Origin of the sequence: Pararhizobium sp. O133 (assembly GCF_051669845.1) — a bacterium.
Taxonomy (GTDB): domain Bacteria; phylum Pseudomonadota; class Alphaproteobacteria; order Rhizobiales; family Rhizobiaceae; genus Pararhizobium.
The window spans coordinates 3,428,186-3,453,846 of record NZ_CP196426.1 but is presented as its reverse complement, the minus strand read 5'-3'; the positions used below and the strand labels follow the sequence as shown (position 1 = coordinate 3,453,846).

At 61.2% G+C, this 25,661-nt stretch carries 29 protein-coding genes; 10 read left to right on the top strand and 19 right to left on the bottom strand.

Annotation, left to right across the window (positions count from 1 at the left end; genetic code table 11):
* Window positions 1–28 precede the first annotated feature (28 nt).
* Entirely contained in the window at window positions 29–1,912 is a 1,884-nt protein-coding gene (locus ACST81_RS16555) for an ABC-F family ATP-binding cassette domain-containing protein (protein ID WP_438749250.1), read from the bottom strand.
* Window positions 1,913–1,969: 57 nt separating this feature from the next.
* A complete protein-coding gene (locus ACST81_RS16550) occupies window positions 1,970–3,049 on the bottom strand; it encodes a GGDEF domain-containing protein (protein ID WP_438749249.1) in 1,080 nt (359 codons plus the stop codon).
* A 234-nt stretch (window positions 3,050–3,283) separates the two neighbouring features.
* On the opposite strand from ACST81_RS16550, the gene ACST81_RS16545 reads away from it, so the two are divergent.
* Window positions 3,284–4,456 carry a low temperature requirement protein A gene (locus ACST81_RS16545; protein ID WP_438749248.1) on the top strand — a complete coding sequence of 391 codons (1,173 nt, stop codon included), beginning with the start codon at window positions 3,284–3,286 and terminating at the stop codon, window positions 4,454–4,456.
* Window positions 4,457–4,473: 17 nt separating this feature from the next.
* Here the strand turns inward: ACST81_RS16545 and ACST81_RS16540 are convergent, their stop codons facing one another.
* Together ACST81_RS16540 and ACST81_RS16535 are read right to left on the bottom strand one after the other, a co-directional pair.
* The gene (locus ACST81_RS16540) at window positions 4,474–4,695 is read right to left on the bottom strand and encodes a hypothetical protein (RefSeq protein WP_438749247.1); all 222 of its coding nucleotides are present in this window, start codon (window positions 4,693–4,695) and stop codon (window positions 4,474–4,476) included.
* 112 nt (window positions 4,696–4,807) lie between these two features.
* Window positions 4,808–5,323, bottom strand: a complete 516-nt coding sequence (locus tag ACST81_RS16535) for a DinB family protein (protein WP_438749246.1) — start codon at window positions 5,321–5,323, stop codon at window positions 4,808–4,810.
* A gap of 142 nt (window positions 5,324–5,465) precedes the next feature.
* On the opposite strand from ACST81_RS16535, the gene ACST81_RS16530 reads away from it, so the two are divergent.
* The gene (locus ACST81_RS16530) at window positions 5,466–6,158 is read left to right on the top strand and encodes a glutathione S-transferase family protein (RefSeq protein WP_438749245.1); all 693 of its coding nucleotides are present in this window, start codon (window positions 5,466–5,468) and stop codon (window positions 6,156–6,158) included.
* A 101-nt stretch (window positions 6,159–6,259) separates the two neighbouring features.
* Entirely contained in the window at window positions 6,260–6,682 is a 423-nt protein-coding gene (gene ndk, locus ACST81_RS16525; protein WP_438749244.1) for a nucleoside-diphosphate kinase, read from the top strand.
* 125 nt (window positions 6,683–6,807) lie between these two features.
* Here the strand turns inward: ndk and ACST81_RS16520 are convergent, their stop codons facing one another.
* Window positions 6,808–7,302, bottom strand: coding sequence for a hypothetical protein (locus ACST81_RS16520; protein WP_438753616.1), 495 nt, complete (start codon window positions 7,300–7,302; stop codon window positions 6,808–6,810).
* Window positions 7,303–7,325: 23 nt separating this feature from the next.
* Window positions 7,326–7,886 (bottom strand): CGNR zinc finger domain-containing protein, encoded by a 561-nt coding sequence (locus ACST81_RS16515; protein WP_438749243.1) that lies wholly within the window; start codon window positions 7,884–7,886, stop codon window positions 7,326–7,328.
* A gap of 67 nt (window positions 7,887–7,953) precedes the next feature.
* Between ACST81_RS16515 and ACST81_RS16510 the strand changes: the two genes are divergently transcribed.
* Complete coding sequence (locus tag ACST81_RS16510) at window positions 7,954–8,850, top strand: branched-chain amino acid ABC transporter permease (protein ID WP_438749242.1); 897 nt, start codon at window positions 7,954–7,956, stop codon at window positions 8,848–8,850.
* Between the two features lie 141 nt (window positions 8,851–8,991).
* On the opposite strand, the gene ACST81_RS16505 is transcribed toward ACST81_RS16510, so the two are convergent.
* The 3 genes from ACST81_RS16505 to pgsA are packed head-to-tail and all read right to left on the bottom strand — an operon-like array spanning window position 8,992 to window position 10,321.
* Window positions 8,992–9,462, bottom strand: coding sequence for a molybdenum cofactor biosynthesis protein MoaE (locus tag ACST81_RS16505; protein ID WP_438749241.1), 471 nt, complete (start codon window positions 9,460–9,462; stop codon window positions 8,992–8,994).
* Between the two features lie 5 nt (window positions 9,463–9,467).
* The gene (gene moaD / locus ACST81_RS16500) at window positions 9,468–9,728 is read right to left on the bottom strand and encodes a molybdopterin converting factor subunit 1 (RefSeq protein ID WP_438749240.1); all 261 of its coding nucleotides are present in this window, start codon (window positions 9,726–9,728) and stop codon (window positions 9,468–9,470) included.
* Complete coding sequence (gene pgsA / locus ACST81_RS16495) at window positions 9,728–10,321, bottom strand: CDP-diacylglycerol--glycerol-3-phosphate 3-phosphatidyltransferase (RefSeq protein ID WP_438749239.1); 594 nt, start codon at window positions 10,319–10,321, stop codon at window positions 9,728–9,730. The genes moaD and pgsA overlap by 1 nt, the downstream gene beginning before the upstream one ends.
* 228 nt (window positions 10,322–10,549) lie before the next feature.
* On the opposite strand from pgsA, the gene ACST81_RS16490 reads away from it, so the two are divergent.
* Window positions 10,550–11,641 carry a helix-turn-helix transcriptional regulator gene (locus tag ACST81_RS16490; protein WP_438749238.1) on the top strand — a complete coding sequence of 364 codons (1,092 nt, stop codon included), beginning with the start codon at window positions 10,550–10,552 and terminating at the stop codon, window positions 11,639–11,641.
* A gap of 33 nt (window positions 11,642–11,674) precedes the next feature.
* On the opposite strand, the gene uvrC is transcribed toward ACST81_RS16490, so the two are convergent.
* Both uvrC and ACST81_RS16480 read right to left on the bottom strand, forming a co-directional pair.
* A complete protein-coding gene (uvrC, locus tag ACST81_RS16485) occupies window positions 11,675–13,702 on the bottom strand; it encodes an excinuclease ABC subunit UvrC (RefSeq protein WP_438749237.1) in 2,028 nt (675 codons plus the stop codon).
* Window positions 13,699–14,463, bottom strand: coding sequence for an SDR family oxidoreductase (locus tag ACST81_RS16480; RefSeq protein ID WP_438749236.1), 765 nt, complete (start codon window positions 14,461–14,463; stop codon window positions 13,699–13,701). The genes uvrC and ACST81_RS16480 overlap by 4 nt, the downstream gene beginning before the upstream one ends.
* 368 nt (window positions 14,464–14,831) lie before the next feature.
* Here ACST81_RS16480 and ACST81_RS16475 point away from each other — a divergent pair, with 368 nt between their 5' ends.
* Window positions 14,832–15,470 (top strand): outer membrane protein, encoded by a 639-nt coding sequence (locus tag ACST81_RS16475; protein WP_438749235.1) that lies wholly within the window; start codon window positions 14,832–14,834, stop codon window positions 15,468–15,470.
* 72 nt (window positions 15,471–15,542) lie between these two features.
* Here ACST81_RS16475 and ACST81_RS16470 read toward each other — a convergent pair whose 3' ends face one another.
* The 4 genes from ACST81_RS16470 to ACST81_RS16455 form a co-directional block, all read right to left on the bottom strand.
* A complete protein-coding gene (locus tag ACST81_RS16470; RefSeq protein ID WP_438749234.1) occupies window positions 15,543–16,133 on the bottom strand; it encodes a glutathione S-transferase in 591 nt (196 codons plus the stop codon).
* 29 nt (window positions 16,134–16,162) lie between these two features.
* Complete coding sequence (locus ACST81_RS16465; RefSeq protein WP_438749233.1) at window positions 16,163–16,945, bottom strand: ribonuclease T2 family protein; 783 nt, start codon at window positions 16,943–16,945, stop codon at window positions 16,163–16,165.
* Window positions 16,927–17,361, bottom strand: a complete 435-nt coding sequence (locus ACST81_RS16460) for a hypothetical protein (RefSeq protein ID WP_438749232.1) — start codon at window positions 17,359–17,361, stop codon at window positions 16,927–16,929. The genes ACST81_RS16465 and ACST81_RS16460 overlap by 19 nt, the downstream gene beginning before the upstream one ends.
* Window positions 17,362–17,435: 74 nt before the next feature.
* Window positions 17,436–18,302, bottom strand: coding sequence for a 23S rRNA (adenine(2030)-N(6))-methyltransferase RlmJ (locus tag ACST81_RS16455; protein WP_438749231.1), 867 nt, complete (start codon window positions 18,300–18,302; stop codon window positions 17,436–17,438).
* A gap of 68 nt (window positions 18,303–18,370) precedes the next feature.
* Here ACST81_RS16455 and ACST81_RS16450 point away from each other — a divergent pair, with 68 nt between their 5' ends.
* On the top strand, window positions 18,371–20,503 hold the full coding sequence (locus tag ACST81_RS16450; protein WP_438749230.1) for a molybdopterin oxidoreductase family protein: 2,133 nt from the start codon (window positions 18,371–18,373) through the stop codon (window positions 20,501–20,503).
* Window positions 20,504–20,510: 7 nt separating this feature from the next.
* Entirely contained in the window at window positions 20,511–21,107 is a 597-nt protein-coding gene (locus tag ACST81_RS16445) for an NUDIX domain-containing protein (protein ID WP_438749229.1), read from the top strand.
* On the opposite strand, the gene ACST81_RS16440 is transcribed toward ACST81_RS16445, so the two are convergent.
* The 4 genes from ACST81_RS16440 to purM all read right to left on the bottom strand — a co-directional run bounded on the left by ACST81_RS16440 (window position 21,058) and on the right by purM (window position 23,579).
* Window positions 21,058–21,516: a type II toxin-antitoxin system VapC family toxin gene (locus tag ACST81_RS16440; RefSeq protein ID WP_438749228.1), complete on the bottom strand. Its 459-nt coding sequence runs from the start codon at window positions 21,514–21,516 to the stop codon at window positions 21,058–21,060. The two genes, ACST81_RS16445 and ACST81_RS16440, sit on opposite strands and share 50 nt — an antisense overlap.
* Window positions 21,513–21,758, bottom strand: coding sequence for a type II toxin-antitoxin system Phd/YefM family antitoxin (locus ACST81_RS16435; protein WP_438749227.1), 246 nt, complete (start codon window positions 21,756–21,758; stop codon window positions 21,513–21,515). The genes ACST81_RS16440 and ACST81_RS16435 overlap by 4 nt, the downstream gene beginning before the upstream one ends.
* Window positions 21,759–21,870: 112 nt before the next feature.
* Window positions 21,871–22,512: a phosphoribosylglycinamide formyltransferase gene (purN, locus tag ACST81_RS16430; RefSeq protein ID WP_438749226.1), complete on the bottom strand. Its 642-nt coding sequence runs from the start codon at window positions 22,510–22,512 to the stop codon at window positions 21,871–21,873.
* The gene (gene purM / locus ACST81_RS16425) at window positions 22,509–23,579 is read right to left on the bottom strand and encodes a phosphoribosylformylglycinamidine cyclo-ligase (RefSeq protein WP_438749225.1); all 1,071 of its coding nucleotides are present in this window, start codon (window positions 23,577–23,579) and stop codon (window positions 22,509–22,511) included. Before purM ends, purN begins: the two co-directional genes overlap by 4 nt.
* Window positions 23,580–23,797: 218 nt before the next feature.
* Between purM and ACST81_RS16420 the strand changes: the two genes are divergently transcribed.
* A complete protein-coding gene (locus ACST81_RS16420; protein ID WP_438749224.1) occupies window positions 23,798–24,931 on the top strand; it encodes an AI-2E family transporter in 1,134 nt (377 codons plus the stop codon).
* A 6-nt stretch (window positions 24,932–24,937) separates the two neighbouring features.
* Entirely contained in the window at window positions 24,938–25,624 is a 687-nt protein-coding gene (hdaA, locus tag ACST81_RS16415) for a DnaA regulatory inactivator HdaA (RefSeq protein ID WP_438749223.1), read from the top strand.
* The last annotated feature ends 37 nt before the right edge of the window (window positions 25,625–25,661 follow it).

Below are 25,661 nucleotides of genomic sequence, written 5' to 3'. Positions count from 1 at the left end.
GATTTTAGCAGTCGCTTTCAGAAGCGGTTTATCCGGCCATCGCCTCTTCATATTCTGTGGAAAGCTCCATCCATTGCTCCTCGGCCTTGGTGAGCCTGGCGAAGATCTCGGCTCGCTCCTTGACCTTGGCCGTCGCCTTTGCCGGGAATTTTTCGTAGAGTTCCTGGCTTTCAAGCTCCGTATCAAGCGCCCGAATCTGCTTCTGAAGCTTTTCCGTCAGGGATTCGATTTCATTGATCTTTTTCTTGAGCGGCGCGAAGGCCGCGCGCTTTTCGGCGGCCGCCTTGCGCTGGTCGGCCTTGTTGACTGCCTCGTCTACCGGCTTGGTCTTGGCGGCCTTCGTCTTGCTGCCGGCAACGATGATGCTGCGGTAATCCTCGAGGTCGCCGTCATAATTGGTCACGGTGCCGTCGCGCACCAGCCAGAGCCGGTCCACCGTCGCCTCGATCAGGTGGCGGTCGTGGGAAATCAGGATGACGGCGCCTTCGTAGTCGTTCAGGGCCTCGATCAACGCATTGCGGCTGTCGATATCCAGATGGTTGGTCGGCTCGTCGAGGATCAGCATGTTCGGCGCGTCGAAGGCGGCAAGGCCCATCAGCAGTCGGGCTTTTTCGCCGCCGGAAAGATCCTTTGCCGGTGTATCCATCTTCTCGGTCGCCAGCCCCATCTGCGCCACGCGGGAGCGCACCTTGGCTTCCGGCGCATCCAGCATCAGCGGGCGCACATGCTCGACTGCGCTTTCGGCGGGCCGGAGATCATCGATCTGATGTTGCGCGAAAAAGCCGATCTTCAGGTTCGGCGCCAGCTTGATGTCGCCCGCCTGCGCTTCCAGCCGCCCGGAGATAAACTTGGCGAAGGTCGACTTGCCGTTGCCGTTCGACCCGAGAAGGGCGATGCGATCGTCATTGTCGATGCGCAGGTTCAGGCCCTTGAGGATCGGTTTACCAGGCGCGTATCCCACAGCGCCACCTTGTATGGCGATGATCGGCGAGGCCGGCTGCTTTTCCGGCTCGGGGAAGGTGATCGGATGGACGTGGTCCTCGATCACGGCTGCGACCGTGCCCATGCGCTCCAGTGCCTTGACGCGGCTCTGCGCCTGGCGAGCCTTGGTGGCCTTGGCCTTGAAGCGATCGATGAAGGATTGCAGGTGTTTTCGCGCTGCTTCGTTCTTGATCTTGGCCTTCTGCTGCAGCTCGATCGCCTCGGCGCGCTGGCGCTGGAACTGGTCGTAGGAGCCGCGATAGAAGGTCAGTTTCTGCTGGTCGAGATGGATGATCGAGTTGACCGCCGTGTTCAAGAGGTCGCGGTCGTGGCTGATGATGATGACCGTGTGCGGATAGCGGCGGATATAGTCTTCCAGCCAGAGCGTGCCTTCGAGGTCGAGATAGTTGGTCGGCTCGTCGAGCAGCAGCAGGTCCGGCTCGGAGAAGAGAACGGCCGCCAGCGCCACGCGCATACGCCAGCCGCCCGAGAAGGACGAGGCCGGGCGCTTCTGTGCCTCGTGATCGAAGCCGAGACCGGCGAGGATGCTGGCCGCGCGCGATTCTGCCGAATGGGCTTGGATATCGGTCAGCCGCGTCTGGATTTCGGCGATACGATGCGGATCGCTGGCGTGCTCTGCCTCCGTCAGCAGCGCCTCACGCTCCTTGTCGGCTTTCAGCACGATCTCGATCAGCGGCTCCTCGGTGCCGGGGGCTTCCTGCGCCACTTGACCGATGCGAGAGTTCCTTGGGATCGAGACGGAACCGCTTTCGCTGTCCATCAAGCCTGTGATGATGCGAAACAGCGTCGACTTGCCGGCGCCATTCTTGCCGACGAGCCCGGCCTTGGTGCCGGCGGGAAGCGAAACCGTCGCCTGGTCGATGAGCAGGCGGCCGGCAATGCGCGCGGAGAGATTGTTGATCGTGATCATGGCCGCGTTTTGGCCGAACTCCGCCGAGAAGGCAAGGGTTTGCGGCAGCGCAACAGATCAGGCGGCGTGCGGCGAGTAGGTTTTTTTCGTGCGGCCGCCGATCGCGGCGGAAAACACCAGCGTGCCGGGCTTGCCACTGCCACGAACGGCCCGAAGCGCCAGTTCCGCTTGCGTGAACAGGTCGGTGCCCCCAGATGCGGTAAAGGCCATGGCGATACCGGTCGACAGCGACAGGGTCTGCGTGGTGAAGGCCCGGTTTGGCAAAGACACCTGCACGCCCTCGACCGAAGCGCTGATGCGCTGGGCGATCGCTTCGGCATTCTCGGCGGAGACATCATGGAAGACGAAGGCGAATTCGTCGGCGCCGATGCGGGCGACGAAATCGTTCTTCTTGACGGACTTGCGGAATTCCGGTGCAAGCTTTTTCAAGGCTTTCTCGACAGTGGCGGCGCCGTGACGTGCGCCCATGTCGCGCAGGCCCTCGACAGTGACCAGCGCCAGCGCCGCCGGACCGATCGCCTTGTCGTCTTCATAGAGCGCGCCGAGCCTGGCCGAAAAGGCGATACGGTTCGGCAGGCCGGTGACGGGATCGCGGGTGGATGCCTTGCGCATGGCCTCGATATCGCTGTCGATGCCGCCGAGCTGCGTCACCGCCTCGTTCATGGCTGCGGCAAAGGTCCGTTCCTCGCGTTCGAAGACGGCGACCGCATCGCGCAGGCGCGCGGCATCGTCGGCAAAATCCGACATGCCGGCGACCGGGTCTTTTTCGAGCCGGCCGATGAACGTGCGCAGCATCGCGGCGAAAGCATCCTTCTTGGCAATGCTGTCTTTCAAGGAATGGCTGATCGTGGAAATGGCGCGAGCCGTTTCGGCGCGGATCGTCTCCGCCTCGATCGCGGCAAAGCCCGGCAGGTGATGCTTGACGCCGATCTGCTCCAACTGGTTCTGCGCCGGATGCGCGCCGAGCGCGACGAAATCGCGCGTCAGCCTGGGATTGTTGCCGGACAGGGCTTCGTAGAAAAGTTCGTAGTTTCGCGGGAAGGCGGCGACGTCGGTTTTTGCCATGGTCTGCGCGACCTTGAGCAGGACCGCGGCATTTTGCGAATGATTGCCGTCGTTCCGAGATTTTTCCGCCATTGCATTCCCCACGAAATCGCCTGAAGCGCGATCGGTTGCAAGAGACAGCACTTAACATACTGGGATTAAAAGACCGTCAAAGCGTGGTTTCAAGGTGGCGCGACTGGAGAGCGGACCATCGCGGCGTTGTCGGTCCAATCTCGTGCCCTATATCCCGGCATGTCGCAGAGGCGGACCGCATGAACGGAGACAGCAGCATGAAATGCAAAGACGCTCGGGCGAGAGGAGGGCCCCGTGTCGGCTAGGTCCTGGATTCGCACCAAGGAACCGGACCAAACCAGCGCCAGCTTTCCTGAACTGTTCTTTGATCTGGTTTTCGTTTTCGCGCTCGTCCAACTCTCCCATACGCTGGCGGAGGATTTCAGTTCGGCGGCGGCGTTCGAATCGGTTCTGCTGGTGCTCGCCATCTGGTGGGTATGGATCAACACGACCTGGATGACCAATCTGCTTCATACAGGCAGGGAGCCTGTCCGGCTCATGTTGTTCGGGATGATGTTCGGCGGCGTGCTGCTCGCTTTGGCGCTGCCGGAAGCCTTTGCCGAACACGGGCTGATGTTCGCGCTGATCTATTGCACCATGCAGGTCGGACGGTCGTTGTTCACGCTCTACGCGTTTCGCGGCGTGGATAATGCGGCCTTCACGACATTCGGGCGGATCACACTGTGGTCGCTCGCTTCCGCCGTCTTCTGGATTGCCGGCGCGATGATGGAACTGGAAGGCCGGATACTCTGCTGGAGCCTCGCGCTCGTGATCGACTACCTCTCGCCCGCGCTCCACTATGCCGTTCCGGGGCTTGGACGCTCATCGCCGGAAACGCTCGATATTTCCGGAGAACACATGGCCGAGCGCTGTGCCCTGTTCGTCATCATTTGCCTGGGCGAAACGATCCTGACGACGGGGCGGAACACCGCCGAACACATGAATTCCAGCACGACCTTCGCCGTCTTCTGCGGCGCGTTCCTCAGCACCGGCGTCATGTGGTGGATCTATTTCCATCACGGGCAGGAAAAAGCGGCCGACAAGGCGGAAACGACGTCGCGGCCGGAAAGCGTCGCGCACAATCTCTTCACTTACGGCCATCTACCGATCATCGCCGGCATTATCCTGACGGCGGTCGGCGAGGATTTCAGCCTGTCGCATGCACGCGAGGAAAGCTCGGTGAAATACGCCATCGCCATGATCGGCGGACCAGTGCTGTTTCTGGCCGGCAATATCTGGGTGAAGATGACGGTCGCCCGGCAGATTCCCGTGTCGCATCTGACCGGCATCGGACTTCTGGTGGCTCTTACGGCACTGGTGCCGTTCAGTGCCAACTACATCATCCAGCTTGCCGCCACCGCGATCCTGCTCGTCGTTGCTGTCTGGGAATATCTGGCGCTGAAGCCGGGAAGGGGTGCCACCGCCTGAGCGGGGCGCTCAATACTTTAGAGAGCTGCCGAAACGATCTGCTTGGCGCTGGGAGGCAATGCGACGAACAGGGAAGACAGGTCCTGCCAGCCATCCGGTTTCTGGCCGGAAACGTTTTGCGGCCAATGGCAGACGCCGTCGCCATGAATATATCCGACCCAGCGTTGCTCGTCCTGATTTTTGAAATGCAGGACGGCAAGCTTTCCAGCCTCAAGAGCCTCGATCGGATACCAAACCATTCTGCGTCGTCCTCCGTGTTTTAAAATCGAAGCGGATGGTGAAGTATCTGACTTGCTTCAGCCTTGCGTTAGGTGAACCGGAGAGAAAGTTAAGCGATTTCCGTAGGTTGTTTCAATCCGCGTAGACTTTTCCCTCCGCAGTCCTTAAAAAATAACTCATATCCAGCCCCAGACTCGGCCCACCCAGCGCCGTCAGCGTCATATGGCACTGACCCCTGTGATGGGTCTGGTGGTTGAAGAAGTGAGCCAGCGGCGGGGCGAGGCGTTGGGTGACCGGGGTGGGGTTGGTGATCGGGGTGTAAGTGAAGCGGCCGGCGAGGTCTTCCTCGGTGAGGGAACCGATCCAGGTGACGATGCGCTCGTCCTCGGCGGCACGGGCGGACGAGAGGTCGGTGAAGGTCTCGTAGAGAATGGTGTCGAGCGACTTGGGTGCTTCGCCGGTGCCGCTGAAGCGTTTCAGCCAGATGCGGTCGGCGGAGAGGATGTGGTTGAGCGTCGCATGCAGCGAGCCGAAGAAGGCGCCCTTGTTCTCGCGGTACTGCGCATCGTCGAGATTGCCGGCGGCTGCGTAGATCATCTGGTTTGCCCAGCGATTGTAATCGGCAAACATCCGGTAATGGTCGAGCATGGAAAATCCCCCGTTTGCCGCAGTCTAGTGTGAAAAGGCATGTCGGTGGGTGATGTCATTCATGAAATTTACTGATTTGATTGTGACGCCTGCCTTGGCTTTGAATGGCTTCCACATCAAAACATCCGGACAAGGACAGGACATGAATCGTAAACTCTATGCGCTGTGCGGCGCCGATCGCAGCCGCCCGTTTTCTCCGCATGTCTGGAAGACGGCGCTGTCGCTGGCCCACAAGGGGCTGGATTACGAAACGCTGCCCGTCGCCTTTACCGAGATTCCGGCGATTGAGAACGGCGCGACGAAGATGGTGCCATTGCTGCGCGACGGCGAAACCCTGATCAACGACAGTTTCGATATCGCCGTCTATCTGGAGGACAGCTATCCGGATCGCCCCTCATTGTTCGGCGGCCCGGGCGGCAAGGCGATGGCGCGGTTCATCGAGAGCTGGTCGCAACTCACACTGCACGCCGCCTTGGTCAAGGTCGTGGTGCTGGACATTCACGATCGCCTCGCGCCGGTCGATCAGGCCTATTTCCGCGCATCGCGTGAAGCCCGGTTGGGCACGACACTGGAGGCCTTCGTGGAAAAGAATGCGCAGGTGGAGCTGGAAGCCTTTGCCGCCCGGCTGGAGCCGATCCGTGCGACGCTGAAGCGCCAGCCTTTCATCGGCGGCGAGACGCCGCTGTTTTCCGACTATATCCTCTTTGGTCCGCTGCAATGGGCGCGCATCACCTCGCCGACGGCGATTCTGGCGGCGGGCGATCCGGTGACCGACTGGTTCGAGCGCTGCCTCGATCTTTATGACGGGATCGGGCGCTCCGTGACAGCGGCGTGAAACTTCGCCTCTCCCCCTTGTTTTGCGCGGCATTGGCGGCTATGGAACCGCCAAATTCGCGGAAAAAACCCCGATTTATGTAAGCAAAGGGAATTGAGACAATGGCGATTGAACGCACCTTTTCGATGATCAAGCCGGACGCCACCAAGCGCAACCTGACGGGCGCCATCACCAAGATGCTCGAAGACGCCGGCCTCAGCGTCATCGCTTCCAAGCGCGTCTGGATGAGCAAGCGCGAAGCCGAAGGCTTCTACGCCGTTCACAAGGAACGCCCCTTCTTCGGCGAACTGGTTGAAGGCATGACCTCCGGTCCGACCGTCGTTCAGGTGCTCGAAGGCGAAAACGCCATCCTGAAGAACCGCGAAATCATGGGCGCCACCAACCCGGCCAACGCCGACGAAGGCACGATCCGCAAGACCCACGCTTTGTCGATCGGCGAAAACTCGGTTCATGGTTCGGACGCTCCGGAAACCGCTGCCCAGGAAATCAAGTACTGGTTCTCCGACACCGAAATCGTCGGCTGAATCAATTCGTGAGGGTTTCGGCCCGAAGAGATTGAAATGTTTGAAGAAGCCGGGGCGGAAACGCTCCGGCTTCTTCCGTCATGGCGTGTCACGATACGGTTTGGAAACTCTCAAGCCATTCCTGTTCAGTCGGGGCAGGTCGCCGTTTCGAAATGCTCGGGCGCCTTGCCGTCTTTGAAGACGGCGGGGTTCTTGTCATAGGCCGGTCCGACGACCAGGGCCTGTGCCGGCAGGATGGTCTGATCCAGGCTGGAAACGACATCCGTTTTCAGCGTCTGCAGGAGGGCGCCGTCCGGTCCTTTGACCTCGATCGTGACGGCATAGGGCGTCTGCTTCTTGACGCAGGTGACGTCGGGGCTTTCGAGTACCACCTTGTCCAGCTTGGCAAACAGCTTGCGATCGAGCCGGAGCGGATCGCCGCCAGAGGGGTTCTCGAATGTAGCCACAACCGTGCTCCCTTCCGGAACGGGCTGCGTCTTCTTCAGGGTGATCATGTAGGTGGCGTAGGCGAGGCGATAGTTGAAGACGAACATCTTGCCCGTGAGTTCGAGCGGATCCGGCCCGGTGTCGCGCTGGCAGGCAACAAGCGCGGGCAGGGTGGCGATGAGGGTGGCTGCCATGAGGCGCTTCACACGAAAAGCGGTCATGCGCTCAACTCCTTCTTCTGGCGGTGGTAGTGCCGGCTGGCCTTCACCCGGTTGCCGCAAACGGTCATGTCGCACCAGGTGCGGCTGCGGTTACGGCTGCGATCGAGGAAGAGCCATTGGCAATTGGGACAGATTTTCAGGCGTCTCGGCTCTCTCGACGTGACAAGCGCCAAAGCGGAGCACGCGGTCGCGGCGTCGAGCGCCATCGGTGCCGCCTTCAGCGGATGACGTCGGACGATCGATGAAGCGGCATCCAGCAGATCGGCGAGCCACTGGGAAGAGGGATCGCCGAGCACTTCGGCACGAAAATGCCGGTCGGTGGTCTCGCGCAGATGCAGGAAGGCGGTGCGATTTTCCGGTGCCACCGGTTCCAGCGGTCCGAACAGCATCTTTTCCGCCGAGAATCGCGTGGCGGCCGCGGCGAAATCGGCAAGCCCGGCCGGATCGGCATAACGGTCGATCCGGCGCGCCGGATCAAAGCGCAGGACCACGGAATTGGCGACGTCGAGAGCGAGCGTGCCGCCGGCAAATCGGTGTGGAGTCCAGGAAAAAGTCATGCCATAATCCTAACTGGTAAACCGTATTTTACCAGTTAGGACGATTTTGTCACCAGGCGGATTTTCCATGGCCTATTTTCTTCAGCAGCTTGCCAGCGCCCTGCCGATCGCAGCCCTCTATGCGCTGCTGGCATTCGGCTATTCCATCGCCTTTTCGGTGACGCGGCGGGCCGATCTGACCTATGGCGCGCTGTTCGGCTTTTCCGGTCAGATATTCCTGCTGTTTTCGGATTTCGCCTGGAACCGGCTCTGGCTGGTCCTGCCGCTGGCCTTGGCCTTGGGAGCGGTCATGGCCCTGGCCTACACGTTCGGGGCCGGCCTGCTGATCGGCCGCTCGGTCATGCGCCGATTGGCGACCAATTCCGCCAATACAGTCGTGGTCGCCTCGCTCGGCGTGGCTTTGGTGTTGATGGAATTGTCGAGGCTGGCGGCCGAGACCCGCAGCCTGTGGCTGCCGCCGTTTCTCAATACGCCGGTTATTCTCTGGCCGGATCCGCAATTCCCGGTAACGCTGACGCTGATCCAGCTTGCCAATACGCTCCTAATGGTCGCGCTGGTGATCGGCGGGCAAGTGTTTCTGGCACGTTCGGCCTGGGGGCGGTCCTGGCGGGCGGTATCGGACGATGCAGGGGCTGCGGCCCTATGCGGCGTCGACGGCCGCCGCGTCTTCATCGCCGCCTATGCATTCTCGGCGCTGCTCGCGGCCATCGCCGGCATTTTGGCGACAGCCTATTACGGCACGATGGATTTCGGCGCCGGCATCGTCTTCGGCGTCAAGGTGCTGGTCATCGCGGCGATCGGCGGACAGACGGCGCCCCTGCTGGCAGCACTCGGGGCTGCCGCCATGGGGCTCGGCGAAACGCTATGGAGTGCCTATGGCCCGATGCTCTGGCGGGATTTTGCGATCTTCTCGTTCCTGGTTCTGCTGCTGGTACTCACCCGCAAGGAGCAGTTCCAGCCTTAGGACCGATCGGCATTCGGTTCGGGCCGGCCTGCAAATGGCGCTTCTCCGCGCCTCCGGTGTTCACGTACCTTAAGTACGCTGCGCTACGGGTCGCGGAAAATCACCATTTTCGACTCAGCCCGAACCGACTGCCGATCGGTCCTATTCCTTCGCCCATCGCTCTTTGGCGCTATCGTCGGCATCCTTGGCGCTGACCCAGTCGCGGGATGCGCCGTCGGCTGCATGTTCCTTCTTCCAGAACGGAGCCGAGGTCTTCAGGAAATCCATGATGAAATTGGCGCCGTCAAAGGCGGCCTGCCGATGCGGCGAGGCGGCGCAGACGAGCACGATGTTTTCGCCCGGCGCGATCGTTCCGTAGCGATGGATGGCAACGACCGCCTGCAGCCCGAAGCGGCTGACGGCCTCGTTGCAGATCCGGGTGATTTCGGCTTGCGCCATGCCGGGATAGTGCTCGAGCTCGAGCGCGCTCAGCGTACCCGCCTCGTCGCGGCAGAGGCCGGAAAAAGTGACGATAGCGCCGATATCGTGGCGACCGGCCGAAAGCGCCCGCACTTCGCGCGCAAGATCGAAATCATCGCGCTGGACGCGAACGACGACAGGCACGCCGGTCATCGTCCTCAGCCTCCGGTCATCGGCGGAAAAAGCGCGATCTCCCGCGCGCCCGCGATCGGTTCGCGGTGGTCCACATGTTCCTGGTTGATCGCCACCCGTATGACATTCTCATGTTCGAGCGCCATCGCGTATTCCTCGCCCAGCGTCTTCAAGTGGGACAGCAGATCGCCGGCCGTGACGACGTTGTCCGGCAGGTCGAGTGTCTCCTCCGCCTTGCCGATCCGCTCGCGCACCCAGGCGAAATAGACGAGATTGACCGGGGCCATCAATCGACCATGTGCTTGAGGCCGGCGCGAAAATAGTCGTAGCCGGTGTAGATTGTCAGGATGGCGGCGACCCAAAGGAGGCTGATGCCGATCTGCGTCGTGTAGGGCAAGACCTTGTCTCCGGCGGGACCGGCGAGCAGAAAGCCGAGCGCAAGCATCTGCACCGTCGTCTTCCATTTGGCGATTTGCGTCACCGGGACGCTGACCTTCAGCGCCGCCAGATATTCGCGCAGGCCGGAAACGAGAATTTCGCGGCAAAGAATAATGATCGCCGCCCACAGCGACCAGCCGGCAATCGTCTGTTCGGTATCTGCCGCCATCAGCAGCAGGCAGACGGAGATCAGCAGCTTGTCGGCGATGGGGTCCAGCATCCGGCCGATATTGGACGTCTGATTCCAGATGCGGGCGAGATAGCCGTCGAGAAAATCGGTCAACGATGCGACCACGAAAATGCCGAGTGCCGCCCACCGGGCAAAATCCGAACTTTGAAGTTTGCCCTCGAGAAAGAAGCACAGAACGATCATCGGAACCGCCAGAATGCGGCCGTAGGTCAGGAGATTGGGGATATTGTAGGCAGCAGGCGTGGAGGACATGGATTCGGTTTCTCTGCGAGTTCTTGGCTACAGATGAATGACTTTGTGACGGCGACGTCAACCGGTCTTTGATCATTCTGCCGTGATTGTGACGGAATTCATCTGAACGCACGGTGAACCGGCCGTCGTGCGTCTGTCGTTAAATTGATCGGGTTCGCCGGTTGTGTGCGACGGAACGTTCGTTATGTATGGTACGTTGATAAAAGTGTTCAAACTCAGATTATTTGCATGACCGAAGCGTCCACACTGATCGATCGCATTTACGAAGCCGCTGTCATACCGGAGCTTTGGTCGGACGTCTGCACCAGTCTGGCGGCAGAGGTGAACGCGTATTCGGCCTGCCTGCTGACGATCGGCACGGATCAGCGCATAGAATGGATCTGCTCGCCGAACATCAACGATGCCATGGTGCGCTATTCCCGGAGTGACGTGCGCTTCCAGAATGTCCGGCCGGAGCGCTCGCTGGTCTCTTCTCCATCAGCGTTCTCGCGGGATATCGACGTGATGACCGCGCAGGAGATCGTTGATGACCCGATTTACAATGCGTTTCTGCGACCGATGGGGCTCGGCTGGAGCATGGGGGCGGTGTTTCAGGAACCATCAGGCCATACGCTGATCTTCGATTTTATCGGGCGGGAAAGCGACGGGCCGTTTTCGACCGAGCGTGTCGATCGTCTCAACAGCATGAAGGGCGATCTCGCGCGCGCCGCCTTGATTTCCTCACGCCTGACGTTCCGCCAGGCAGAAAATATCAGCTCCACCATGGCAATGCTCGGTCTCCCCGCAATGGTCGTCGGCGAGGACAATCGGGTGCTCGTGATGAATGAGGGGATGGAAGGCCTGGCGCCACGGATCCGCACCGGCGCGGCAAACAAGCTGTCGCTGGAAAATCCTGCGATCAACACACTGGTGCTGAGCGCGCTCGACCAGTTGCGAACGGCCGAGACGGCCAAGGTTCAGTCGATCCCGCTTCCGGCTATCGAGGATCACCCGGCGCTGATCCTGCACCTGCTGCCGGTGCGCCGCCATGCGCGGGATATCTTCTCACGGGGGCTTGCCGTGGTCATAGCCACGCCGGTGGGTCTCACCGGCCCGCCCGATCTGCGGGTGCTGAGCGGCCTGTTCGACCTGACCCCCGGCGAGGCCCGCGTCGCCCGTGAACTGTCGTCCGGAGCCAATCTCGAGAGCGTGGCGGTTACACTTGGCCTATCGATCGAAACCGTACGCACCTACCTGAAGCGGATCTTTTTCAAGACCGGCACGCGGCGGCAGGCGGAACTGACGCACCTCCTGTCCGGCCTCGGACGCGTCGCGGCCTGAGCCAGGTGGCGCGGGCCAGCGTCGGCGCGATCGCTATTTCGCGCCTTCCTCATGGAAATGGTCGTAGACCAGCCGCGCCACGGCTTCCGAAATGCCCTCGACGGCGCGCAGGTCGTTGATCCCGGCGCGTGAGACGGCCTTGGCCGTGCCGAAGTGGTGGAGCAGGGCGCGCTTGCGCGTCGGGCCGATGCCGCCGATCTCGTCGAGCGGATTCTTGACCATTTCCTTCTTGCGCCGCGCCCGGTGCGAACCGATGGCGAAGCGGTGGGCCTCGTCGCGCATGCGCTGGATGAAATAGAGGACGGGATCGCGCGGCGGCAGGGTGAAGCCGTCGCGGCTGCCGCCGGGCGGAAAGAAGCGTTCGCGGCCGGCCTCGCGGTCAACGCCCTTGGCGACGCCTATGGCGGTGACGCAGTCCTCGACGTCGAGTTCCTTCAGGATCGCTCGAACGGCGGTCATCTGGCCCTGGCCACCGTCGATCAGGATGACGTCGGGCCAAGCAGGGAAGGCGCTGTCCTCTGTCGGCTCGATGCTGCGGTCGGGCTTGCCTTCTTCCTTCAACAGGCGTGAGAACCGGCGGGTCATCACTTCCTTCATCATGCCGAAGTCGTCGCCCGGCGTGATGTCGGTCGATTTGATGTTGAACTTGCGGTACTGGCTTTTGACGAAGCCTTCCGGCCCCGCCACGACCATGCCGCCGACGGCATTGGTGCCCATGATATGGGAGTTGTCGTAAATCTCGATCCGGCGCGGGATACGGTCGAGCTTGAAGGTCGTTGCCAATCCTTCGAGCAGGCGGGTCTGGGATGCGGTCTCGGCGAGCTTGCGGCCGTGCGCCTCACGCGCATTGGCAACGGCGTGATCGATCAGATCCTTCTTCTCGCCACGCTGCGGCACCAGGATCGAGACCTTGTAGCCCGATTTCTCGGTGAGCGCCTCGCCAAGCAGGTCCTGTTCCTCGACGGTTTCGCAGAGCAGGATCTGTCGAGGACAGGGCTTGTCGTCGTAGAACTGGGCAAGGAATGCGCTGAGCACTTCCGCCGAAGTGAGCGTCGGATCTGCCTTCGGGAAATAGGCGCGGTTGCCCCAATTCTGGCCGGTGCGGAAGAAGAAGACCTGGATACAGGAGACGCCACCCTCGTGATGGATGGCGAACACATCGGCTTCCTCGACGCCGGAGGGGTTGATGCCCTGATGGCTCTGCACATGCGACAGCGCCGCGAGACGATCCCGGTAAAGAGCGGCTCGCTCGAAATCGAGGTTTTCGGAGGCCTCGCTCATGGCCGTCGCGATCGTCGCCTTCACCGCCTGGCTCTTGCCGGAGAGGAAGTCGTTGGCTTCCGATACCAATTCGGCATAGTCGGCGTCACTGACCTCATGGGTGCAGGGGGCGGCGCAACGCTTGATCTGATGCAGCAGGCAGGGGCGGGTCCGGCTTTCAAAGACGCTGTCGGTGCAGGTGCGCAGGAGAAAGGCGCGCTGCAGCGAGTTGATGGTGCGCCCGACGGCGCCGGCCGAGGCGAAGGGGCCGAAATAGCTGCCCTTGCGGCTACGGGCGCCGCGATGCTTGTAGAGCGCTGGCGCCCGGCTGTCGCCTGTCACCAGGATATAGGGAAACGACTTGTCGTCGCGCAAAAGCACGTTGAAACGCGGCCGCAAGCGCTTGATCAGGTTGGCTTCGAGAAGCAGTGCCTCGATCTCGGTGCGCGTGGTGACGAATTCCATATTGGCGGTTTCCCGCACCATCTTGGTCAGGCGGTTGGAATGCAGCCGACCTTGCGCATAATTGCTCACGCGCTTTTTCAGGTTGCGTGCCTTGCCGACATAGAGCACGTCGCCGGCTTCGTTGAACATACGGTAGACGCCGGGGCTGTTGGGCAGGCGCTTGACGAAGGCCTGGATCAGGTCGGCACCACGCACGCCGTCGGGAACGGCGCTGGTTTCCGCCCAGTCGAGGATGGGTGCCGGCGTTGCAGCATCCTGCACCTCGACCAGGTCGTCATCATCGCCAGCATTTTCGTCGTAGAGAATGCCGCCATCATTGGGCACGCGCCCGTTCATTCCACAATCTCCAAAATATCAGGCGTCTCCCAGGCAAGATGCTGGCCGCCATCAAGCGCGATCATCTGGCCGGTGACGGATGGCGTCTCGAACAGGAAACGGATCGTCCGCCCGAATTCGTCGAGCTTCGGTCCTTGATTCAAGATCAATGCATCCACCTGTTTTTCGAAGTCATGCCTGTTCTGCCGTTCGTTCGGCAGGGTTGGGCCGGGTCCGATACCGTTGACGCGAATGGCCGGCGCCAAAGCCTGCGCCATCGTCTTCGTCGCGGTCAGCAGAGCAGACTTCGACAACATATAGGAATAAAATCTCGGATTGGGAGCCCAGACGCGCTGATCGATGATGTTGACGATCAGACCGGAATGTTCGGCTGGCAACTGCGCGGCAAAATCGTGGGCAAGCAGGGAGGGCGCTTTGACATGGAGCGCGAAGTGCCGGTCCCAGATCGTTTCGTCGAAGTCCTCAAGGCTGTCCTTCTTGAACAGCGAGGCATTGTTGACGAGCAGGCCGATCGGCCCGAGTGCGGCGACTGCCTGGTCCACGACTGTCGAGATGGCGGCTGTCTGTGTGAGATCGGCAACGACCACAGCCGCCCTGCCGCCTTGGGAGCGAATGCCGGAGGCCAACGCCTCGGCTTCCTCGCGCGAGGTATCGGCGTGAATGGCGACGGCAAAACCATGATCGGCCAGATCCTCGACGATCGCCCTGCCGATGCGCTTGGCGCCACCGGTTACCAGCGCTGTTTTCAGTGAGGTCAGCAAATGTGTGTCCTGCCGCGATTCGAAATTCGTGTGTCCGGCAAGGATATAGGAGCAGGGCCTATATTGCGAAACGGGCTACACGCATTCGTTTCGGAAAAATTAATGGAAACGCGCTAAATTGAATTGTTTTCGAGTGTTATAGTATATATTAAGTTAATCTGATTTTTTGGTTAATAATTACCCTGTGGCTACAAAGCAACATCGCATTTTGGCCGCGTCGCCGCCACTAAAATTTCACAATTTGGCTCTTGTGAATCCGCATTTGGTCGCCAATTTCTCCGTCAACCGGGCGAGGTTAATTGAAATTTGCCCGATGTATCAAACAGGGACCGCAAGGGTCCGGGACATCGGTTCGAAAGGAGACTTTAATGCGTATTCTCACCACCACTCTCATGGCATCGGCTGTATCCCTCATCGCTTTCTCGGCGGTTCATGCCGCTGACGCGATCGACGAAGTTCCGGCAGCTCCGGCTGCTGAATATACCGAGCCGGCCGCCAAGAACTGGTCCGGCGCTTATGTCGGTGGTACAGCGAACTGGGCGCACGGCAATTTCGACGCCAACGGCGATCGTTCGGCTGCTGGCTTTGGCGGTGGTCTCTACGGCGGCTACAACATGCAGAGCGGCCAGATCGTTTACGGTGCCGAAGCTGATGTGAACTACGGCGACAACGACAGCAGCAACGGCAATGTCGGCCTTAGCCAGCGCGCCAACGGTTCGGTCCGCGGTCGCGTCGGCGTCGATCTGAACCCGGTTCTCGTCTACGGTACGGCCGGTGTCGCCGCCTCTAACGTCAAGGCCGCACAGGGCGGCAGCTCTGACTCCAAGACGCTGCTCGGCTGGACGGCCGGTGCCGGTGCCGAAGCCTTCGTGACCGACAATGTCACGGCGCGCGTCGAATACCGCTATTCGGACTACGGTTCGAAGGACTTCAGCCTGAATGGCGGCAAGGTTTCGTCGGGTTATGACGAACACAGCGTCCGCGTCGGCATGGGCGTCAAGTTCTGACCCGTCAGACCCGCGAATGACAAAAAGGCCGGCGCGATCCGGCCTTTTTGCTGTCTGGTCTTCGGCAGGCGCTCAGAGCTTGAACTGGGCGTGATCGGGGAAGAATTTCTCGAATTTCTGCATCCAGTTCTTCAGCTTCGGTCGGCCCTTCTGCCATTCGCCGGTAAAGCGCAGTTCGATATAGCGCAGCATCGCGGCCATGGCGAAATGGCCGGCATGCAGTTTGGCGGCGGTTTTCGGCATATTGGCGTTGAGATGATCGAGCGCCCGGGTAACCTTTTCCCACTGCCGGTCGATCCAGGGCTGATGGATCTTTTCCGGCGGATGGAAGCGCTTCTCGTAAACGATCGCCAGCAGAGAATCACAGATGCCGTCGCACAGCGCTTCCAGCATCTCCACTTCGGTACGCTTCTGCGCATTGCGTGGATAGAGCTTCCCCTTCGTCTCGCGGTCGATGAACTGCATGATGACGCGACTATCGAAGATTGCCTTGCCATCCGCCGTGATCAGCGTCGGAATCTTGCCGAGCGGATTGTTGCCGATCAGGTCCGGCGGATTGGCATTGGTGTCGGTCAGTACGCTCTCGACCGTCAGGCCGGCATGGTGGGCGGCCATGCGCGCCTTGTTGGAATAGGGCGAGGAGGGGGAGTAGAGGATTTTCATTGGCTGTTCTTTCTGGATAATCGAGGGGCTCAAGGTGTGGCGGGCAGGCTGAGGTTTTTCATCTTGCAGCCGCCTCGGTCAATCTCGCCGCAGGCGCGGAAGGTCAGGTCCTTGTTGAAGCAGATCCGGACTTCCTCGACCCGCCCGCCCGCGCATTCGACAGCGATCGCGTTCGTCTGCAAGCCGCGATTGGCGGTGGTCAGCCGGGTTTCTATATCGGCAGGTGTTGTGCGTTGTTGCTGCTGAACGGTTTGCAGCGATGCAGGGATATCGATTCGTTCACGCGCCGCCCTGAGAACGGCGAAATAGTCCTTCTGGCTCAGCCCCGAGCATGATCCGTGCTTGCGCCATTGATGGCCGATCAGTCCCATCGACGGCATGATATCGAACAGGCCGCGCCCCAAGGCTTCCGGCACGCGGTCCGGTTCGCGGGTGCGGCAGAATTCCGGATAGCCGCGCTCGTTCTGTGGCCAGAGCCCATGGACGATGAAGCCGTGGCTGTTTTCGGCTGCACATTGCTGCGAACGCCCCTTGGGATCGTTTTCCAGGCACCAGGTTGGCGACCAGGACAGCGACAGAACGTAGAAATCGAACCCGTTGCCCATGGGTACCGGTTTGGCCTTGGACGACGTCTTCGCCGTCGGATTGCCGGCGATCGGCGTCGTGGTGAGAGGCGTATCGGCCTTCTTCTGCGTTGGCTTCTCTTCGGATTGTTCGCCACTGCAGGCCGCAAGAGCAAGAAGGCCGATGAGGACCGGAACGAGACGGCGGATGGCGGGAAACAGCAAGCGGATCACCGAACCGATGCGCATTGCGCGCCATGAACGTACCAGGGATCGAGGCCGCTCAGGCAATATTCTATATTGGAGCCGAAACCGGCAAAACCCCAGCCACGCTCGATCAGATACCAGAGCGGGCGTTTGCGCCCATCGCTGGTGAGCACTGTCGCGCGGCAATATTCACGTTCGACCGGCCGCGTCTCGTCGCGCAGCTCCAGCCGCTTCTGCCTGATGTCGAAGACATCGGCGATGGTGATGTCGCTCCTCAGGTAATTTTCGGCCTTGTACTGGAAGTTGGAGCGAATGAACCCAAGCACGTCGGCATGGCCGCAACCGCTGCCGCTATAGGCGCCTGTCGCGCTGACTTGCTCGGCGGCCGTGGTCGGCACCATTGGGGATGCAAGGAGGGCGATGGAGAGAAGCGCCGATCGTGTGAGCCTTCCTGTCATGATCGTCTCCCCGAATGTGCCTTGGCCGAACCGTCAGCAGATTGCGTCTGACGAAGGCGGACCGTCAAGCCCCGTCAGTCGCGCTCGATCGTTTCCTCGCCGCGCAGCCAGAAGGTGCGGGCCGACGCGTGGCGGTCCTGTTTCAGCCGGTCCTTCAGGAAGGGCAGGACGACGTCGAGCTCTTCCTTCAGCGTGAAGGGCGGGTTGACGATGATCAGCCCCGTTCCGGAAAGCCCTGTCGTATCGCGCTCGCTGCGCACCGACAGTTCGGCGCAGAGCATTTTGGGAATTTCCAGCGCCTTCAGCGCCTCGTGGAATTCCTTGATCGGCGCTCCCTGCTTCAGTGGATACCACAGGCAGAAGGTGCCGCCGGAAAAGCGGCGCCAGGCCTTGGCAAGCCCGTCCACCAGCCGCTCATATTCGCCTGCAATTTCGAAGGGTGGATCGACCAGGACGATGCCGCGCTTCTCCTTTGGCGGCAAATGCGCGCCGAGCGCCAGCCAGCCGTCCAGCTCGGTGATCCGGCTTTGGAAATCGCCGTCGAACAGGCGGTGCAGCGTCTCGTAATCGTCCGGATGCAGTTCCATCGCCGAGAGGCGATCCTGCGGCCGCATCAGCATGCGGGTGAGTTTCGGCGAGCCGGGATAGAGCGTCAGGCCGCCGTCCGGATTGAGATCGCGCACGGCGGTGAGATAAGGCTCCAGGATCGCCTTGGCCTTCGCCGGAATGTCTGTGCCGAGAATGCGACCGATACCGTCGCGCCATTCGCCGGTCTTCTGGGCTTCCTCGCTTGACAGGTCGTAGAGGCCGATACCGGCATGGGTGTCGAGGACGCGAAAAGCCTTGTCCTTCTGCGCCATGTAAACGACCAGCCGGGCGAGCACCGCGTGCTTCAGGACGTCGGCAAAATTACCGGCGTGGTAGATGTGACGGTAATTCATTCGCGTCCCTTATCGGCCCGATGAAAGTTTGAAATGCATGATGGAGGGGACTTTGAGACCCTGCCGCGATGCAATATAGAAAAGCCATGAACGTTGCGACCCCCATCAAGCCAGAAAAGTCCGTCGGCCATTCGGTCTGTCCGCACGACTGTCCCTCCGCCTGCGCGCTCGAGATCGATCTGACGCAGGAGGGCCGGATCGGTCGGGTGCGCGGGGCCAGCGCCAATACCTACACGTCCGGCGTCATCTGTGCCAAGGTGGCTCGCTACTCCGAGCGCATCTATCATCCCGGCCGGCTGATGGTGCCACAGCGCCGAAAGGGCGCCAAGGGCGAGGGCGGCTGGCAGGATGTGACTTGGGAGGACGCACTCGACGAGATCGCCGACGCCTTCGTCAAGGCCGAGCAGCAACTTGGCTCGGAAGCCGTCTGGCCCTATTTCTACGCCGGTACGATGGGACAGGTGCAGCGCGATTCCATCGAGCGGCTGCGGCATGCCAAGCGCTATTCCGGTTTCCTCGGCTCGATCTGTACCAGCCTGGCCTGGACCGGCATGTCGATGGGAGCGGGCGGTCTGCGGGGGCCGGACCCGCGCGAAATGGCGAAGTCCGATTGCGTCGTCATCTGGGGCACCAATGCGGTGGCCACCCAGGTCAATGTGATGACGCATGCTGTGAAGGCCCGCAAGGACCGTGGTGCGAAAATCGTCGTCATCGATATCTACGACAATGCGACGGTCAAGCAGGCTGATATGGGGCTGGTGCTGAAGCCCGGCACCGATGCGGCGCTGGCCTGCGCGGCCATGCATATCGCCTTTCGCGACGGCTATGCCGACCGCGCCTATCTGGCCCAATACGCCGATGATCCGGAGGGTTTGGAAAATCACCTGAAGACCCGCACGCCGGAATGGGCCTCCGCCATCACCGGCCTGCCGGTCGAGGAGATCGAGGCCTTTGGCAAGCTGATCGGCACGACGCCGAAAACCTATTTTCGCCTCGGCTACGGCTTCACCCGCCAGCGCAACGGCGCCGTCGCTATCCATGCGGCCGCTTCTGTCTCGACCGTGCTCGGCTCCTGGAAGCATGAGGGAGGCGGGGCGTTTCATTCGAACAACGATATCTTCAAGTTCGACAAGCGTGACCTGATGGGCACGGCCATGCTCGATCCGGATATCCGCATGCTCGACCAGTCGCAGATCGGCCGCGTATTGACCGGCGATGCCGAGGCGCTGCGCTACCGCGGGCCGGTGACGGCGATGCTCATCCAGAATACCAATCCCGTCAATGTCGCGCCGGAACAGCGGCTGGTGACGCGCGGCTTCCTGCGCGACGATCTCTTTGTCGCCGTGCATGAGCAGTTCATGACCGATACGGCCAAGCTCGCCGATATCGTCCTGCCGGCCACCATGTTCCTCGAGCATGACGATCTTTATCGCGGTGGCGGCCACCAGCATATCCTGCTTGGGCCCAAAGTCGTCGAGCCGCCATCGACGGTGCGCACCAATCTCTTCGTCATCGAGGAACTGGCCAAGCGCCTCGGCGTCGCCGACCGGCCGGGTTTCGGCCGCAGCGAACGCGAGCATATCGACCGCATCCTCGTCAATCATGGCACGGATTTCGAAGGTCTGAAGCGCGACAAGTGGATGGACATCCAGCCGGATTTCGAGACCGCGCATTTTATCAAGGGCTTTGCCCATCCCGACGGCAAATTCCATTTCAAGGCAGACTGGACCGGGCAGGCGGCCCCGAACAAACCGCCGAAAGCCCTTGGCGTCTTCGGACCGCACGAACAGTTGCCCGAATTTCCCGATCATGTCGATCTGATCGAGATCGCCGACGAAAAGCACCCGTTCCGTCTGGCGACATCGCCGGCGCGGTCGTTCCTCAACTCGACCTTCGCCGAGACCCCGTCGTCGATCCAGAAGGAAGTCCGCCCCGAAGCGATGATCCACGCCGATGACGCGGCCGTATCCGGCATTGCCGATGGCGATATCGTCCGGATCGGCAATGAGCGCGGCGAAATCCGGCTGCATGCGAAGATCGGCGGCGGCGCGCGGCGCGGCGTAGTGATCTGCGAAGGTCTCTGGCCGAACGACACGCATCTGGACGGCGAGGGCATCAACGTGCTCACCGGCGCCGACGCTGCTGCCCCCTATGGCGGCGCGGCCTTCCACGACAATCACATATGGATGCGCAAGGACTGAAAGACGCATGACGAAATTCGAGAATGCAAAAATCGAAGTCCTGAAGGACGAGACGCTTTCGAAAAACTGGTACCATCTGCGCAACGTCACCTTCAACTATACCGGCTCGAATGGGGTGACGAAGAAGCTGAAGCGCGAGGTCTATGATCGCGGCAATGGCGCAACGATCCTGCTTTATGATGCCAGGCGCGACAGCGTCATTCTCGTGCGGCAGTTCCGCATGCCGGCGCATCTCAACGGCCATTCCGGCTGGTTGCTGGAAACGCCGGCCGGCCTGCTGGATGGCGATCATCCGACGGAGGCGATCCGGCGCGAGGTGATGGAGGAGACAGGTTATCTGGTGACCGACGTCCAGCCGGTGTTCCAGGCCTTCATGTCGCCGGGTGCGGTGACCGAGACAATCCATTTCTTTGCGGCAATCATTGACGTGACGGTGCGCGCCGAGGATGGTGGCGGTGCCGCGCACGAGGACGAGGATATCGAGGTGATCGAGGTGCCGCTCAAGGAAGCCATGGAAATGATCAGCCGCGGCGAGATCTGCGACGGCAAGACCCTCATGCTGCTGCAATGGGCGATGCTGAACAGGGAAAAGCTGGCTCGATAACTTGATCCTCAGCCAAAAGCGGTAGTCCGACCGCACGGGCTGCGTTAACGAGCTTTTTGTCGAGGGTTACCAGCGGAAGATTTTCGGTAATGGCAAGTGCCAGATAAGTGGCGTCGTAGCCGGAAAGCCGATGATCCCTTGCAAGTTGTACGATCCTGAGATCGTCATTCATGTCGACGATCCGCAATGGGACTCGCCGGAGATTGACGATCAGGTTTGCAATACCGTCCTCCGCCACCCGATTTCGTCTTTCGGCAATGACAAGAATATTGCGTATCTCATGCCAGAGCAGATCCGGGGCAAGAGCATCTTTGTCGATCATGGCAGATCGTGCTTTTTCCGCCAGGTCATTTTCTTCGTCGGGGAGCAGCCAGGCAGCAACGATCGAAGCGTCAACGACGAAGTTCATTTCCAGCGGCGGCCTTCGTCGCGGAACTCTAATATTTCCTCGCTCGTTACGGGCTTATGCCGCTTTCTTTCCATTCTGAGTGCCTCGATTGCGGCAATTCGTTCGCTGCGACCATCAATGCGAACGAGGCGGGCGATGGGCTCGTTCCCACGGGAGATAATGACATCTTCGCCTGCCTCGACCTTGGAGAGAAGTTGGGAAAGGTGGGTCTTCGCTTGCGCTACTTTTACTTCTATTGTCATGGGTGCCTCCACGTCTGCAGAAGGGACTTGGACCTCTATGCAGGATATGCATGATCCAAACCTTGGTCAACCGGTTGGCCAAGTGATCGATTGTAGTAGGCCACCGCTGAAATTATCGAGAACTGCTATCCCCGTGAACCGCCCGGCCATCCACCATCCGCACCTTGCCTTCGGCAACCAGCCGCAGGGCGGCCGGATAGGACTTGTGTTCCTCGATAAGGACGCGCGCGGCCAGCGTCTCGGCGGTATCGCCCTCCAGCACCGGCACTTCCGTCTGCAGGATGACCGGACCTTCGTCCATGCCTTCTGTAACGAAATGGATCGTGCATCCGGCAGACTTCACGCCGGCGTCGATGGCGCGCTGGTGGGTGTGCAGACCCGGAAACAGCGGCAACAGGGACGGGTGGATGTTGATGATCCGGCCTTCATAGGCATTGATGAAGGTGGCGCTCAGCAGGCGCATGTAGCCGGCAAGGCAGATCAGGTCGGGTGCAAGCTCGGCGAGTTGTGACAGGATGGCCGCTTCATGGGCGTCCTTGCTGTCATAGTCCTTGCGGAAAAAGGAGAAGGTCTCGATCCCCAGCGCCTTCGCCTTGGCGAGGCCGCCGGCATCGGGCTTGTCGGACATGACGGCGACGATTTCGGCCGGAAAATCGGGTTCGGCTGCGGCTTTCGCCAGCGCCAGCATGTTGGAGCCGCCGCCGGAAATGAACACCACGACCCGCTTGCGAGCCGCATTTTCCGTCGCGGTCATAGGGCGAGCGCGCCCTTGTAGATGGTGCCGGCGGCACCTTCTTCCCGCGCGACCATGCGGCCGAGCGTAAAGACGGTTTCGCCTTCGGCGGTCAGGATGGCGGCGACCTTTTCGGCGTCTTCCGCTTTGACGACGGCGATCATGCCGACGCCGCAGTTGAAGGTGCGCAGCATTTCGTTGGCGGCGACACCGCCTGTCTTGGCGAGCCAGGAGAAGACGGCGGGCGTCTTGATCGCGTCGAGATCGATCTCGGCGGCGAGATGCTTCGGCAGGACGCGCGGGATGTTTTCCGGGAATCCGCCGCCGGTAATATGGGCCAGCGCCTTGATCTTGCCCGTTTCGCGGATCGCCTTCAGCAACGGCTTCACGTATATCTTGGTCGGCGTCATCAGGACATCGGCCAGCGTGCCATCGCCGAAGGGTGCGGGCGCATCCCAGGACAGGCCCGACAGGGCGACGATCTTGCGGACCAGCGAATAACCGTTTGAATGAACGCCGGAAGAGGCAAGGCCAAGAATGACGTCGCCTTCGGCGATATCGCCCGCCGGCAGCAACTGGCCGCGTTCGGCAGCACCGACCGCGAAGCCCGCGAGGTCGTAATCCCCGCCCGCGTACATGCCCGGCATTTCGGCGGTTTCGCCGCCGATGAGCGCGCAGCCGGCATCGCGGCAACCGGCGGCAATGCCGGCGACGATCGACGCACCCTGGTCCGGATCGAGCTTGCCGGTGGCAAAATAGTCGAGGAAGAACAGCGGCTCGGCGCCCTGCACGACGAGGTCGTTGACGCACATGGCGACGAGGTCGATGCCGACCGTGTCATGCTTGTCGGCGTCGATGGCGATCTTGAGCTTGGTGCCGACACCGTCATTGGCGGCCACCAGGACCGGATCGGTGAAACCCGCGGCCTTCAGGTCGAACAGGCCACCGAAACCGCCGATCTCGCCGTCGGCGCCGGGACGCCGGGTCGAGCGCACATGCGGCTTGATCTTTTCGACCATGAGGTTTCCGGCATCGATATCCACACCCGCATCGCTGTAGGTCAGACCATTCTTTCCAGGCTCGCTCATGGCTCGCTCTCCGCTGCTCGTCATATTCGGATTGCGATTGGCATGGCGGTGCGGCGAGTGCAAGCCGATTGCCGCCATAAGTCCCGCTTTTTCACCGTTTTGCCCTGTTGCACGTGACCTTTTCCGCCGCAGGCTTGACCATGGTCGGTGGCACATCCTATCTCCAGCGGTGGAAGCTGCGTGGCACGGCGCAAGCGACAGGATATCGGAACGGCGGCATGGTCAACAAACTGAGCGGCAGCGGGTTGCAGCGCCAGATCATCTTCTGGCTGCTTTTCTTCGCCGGCTTCATCGCCTTCCTGATGGTCTTCTCGACCATCCTGCTGCCGTTCATCGCCGGCATGGCGCTCGCCTATTTCCTCGATCCGGTCGCCGACTGGCTGGAGCGGCGGGGTCTGAGCCGGCTGATGGCCACGGTGGTCATCCTGATCGGCTTCGTCGTCGTCTTCGCGCTGTCGCTGGTCGTCATCATCCCGATCGTCTTCACCCAGGCGTCGGAATTCATCGCGAAAATGCCGGGCTATGTTTCCATGCTCCAGGCATTCCTGACGAGCCCCGATACCGCCTGGCTGCCCGACTGGGTTTCCGGCCAGATGGACACGATCAAGCAGAACTCCGCCAAACTCCTGGAGCAAGGCGCGGGGTTCCTCGGCACGCTGTTCCAGCAATTGTGGAATTCCGGCATGGCGCTGCTCGACATCCTCTCGCTGTTCATCGTCACGCCGGTCGTCGCCTTCTATTTGCTGCTCGATTGGGACCGGATGGTCGACCGGGTCGATAGCTGGGTGCCGCGCGATCACGTTGCGACTGTCCGCCAGATATCTCGCGACATGAACACGACGATTGCCGGATTCGTGCGCGGGCAGGGCTCGCTCTGCATCATCCTCGGCCTGTTCTACGGCATTTCCCTGACGCTCGCTGGTCTCAACTTCGGCCTGCTGATCGGCCTGTTCGCCGGCATGATCAGTTTCGTCCCCTATGTCGGTTCGATGGTCGGCCTTGTTCTTGCCGTCGGCGTGGCGCTTGTCCAGTTCTGGCCGGATTATCTCAACATCGGCATCGTGGCGGCGATCTTCTTTGCCGGACAATTCCTCGAGGGCAATATTCTGCAGCCGCGGCTGGTCGGCAAAAGTGTCGGTCTGCATCCCGTCTGGCTGATGTTCGCCCTCCTGGCGTTCGGCGCGCTGTTCGGTTTCGTCGGGCTGCTGGTCGCCGTGCCGGCCGCCGCCGCGATCGGCGTGCTTGTCCGCTTCGGTATCGGGCGTTACCTTGACAGCACGCTTTATCATGGTCACCGCCACATCCTGACGATCGAGCCGGAGCATAAATATCCGGAAAAGCATCCTGAGTAACAGCGTATGGTCCGCAAGTTCGAACAGCTGCCGCTCGTTTTCGAGCACGAGCCCCAGACGGGGCGTGACGACCTGCTCGTGTCGGAGCGGCTGAAGGCGGCCGTGTCCATCATCGACAGCTGGCCGCGCTGGCCGTCACCCGTCGTTATTCTGGCCGGGCCGGTCGGATCCGGAAAGTCGCATCTGGCCTCGATCTGGCGGGAACACAGCGGCGCCGTTGCCATTCATCCGACCACAGGCAGCAATGCCGCCGAGATCGCCGCGGCCCATCCGGTCCTGTTCGAGGATGCCGATCGCCAAGGGTTCGACGACCGGGCGCTTTTTCACGTCATCAACAGCGTGCGCGAAAATGGCCAGAGCCTGTTGATCACCAGCCGGCTGTGGCCGATGTCCTGGTCGGTCGAGCTGCCGGACCTGCGCTCCCGCCTCAAGGCGGCGACGGTCGTCGAGATCGGCGAGCCGGATGACGAACTGCTGGCCCAGGTTCTGGTCAAGCTCCTCGCCGACCGCCAACTCGCGGTGGACGATCGCCTGATCGCCTACATCGTCGCGCGGATGGAGCGTTCGCTCGACAGTGCCCAGACGATCATCGAGCGCCTTGATCACCTGGCGCTCGCACGCGGCACGCGCATCAACCGTGCACTGGCCCTTGAAGTGCTCAACAGCATTGGAAAGACACGCGAAATCGATTGACTGTCACAGTTCCGTCGTCAAACTGGGATAGCTGCTT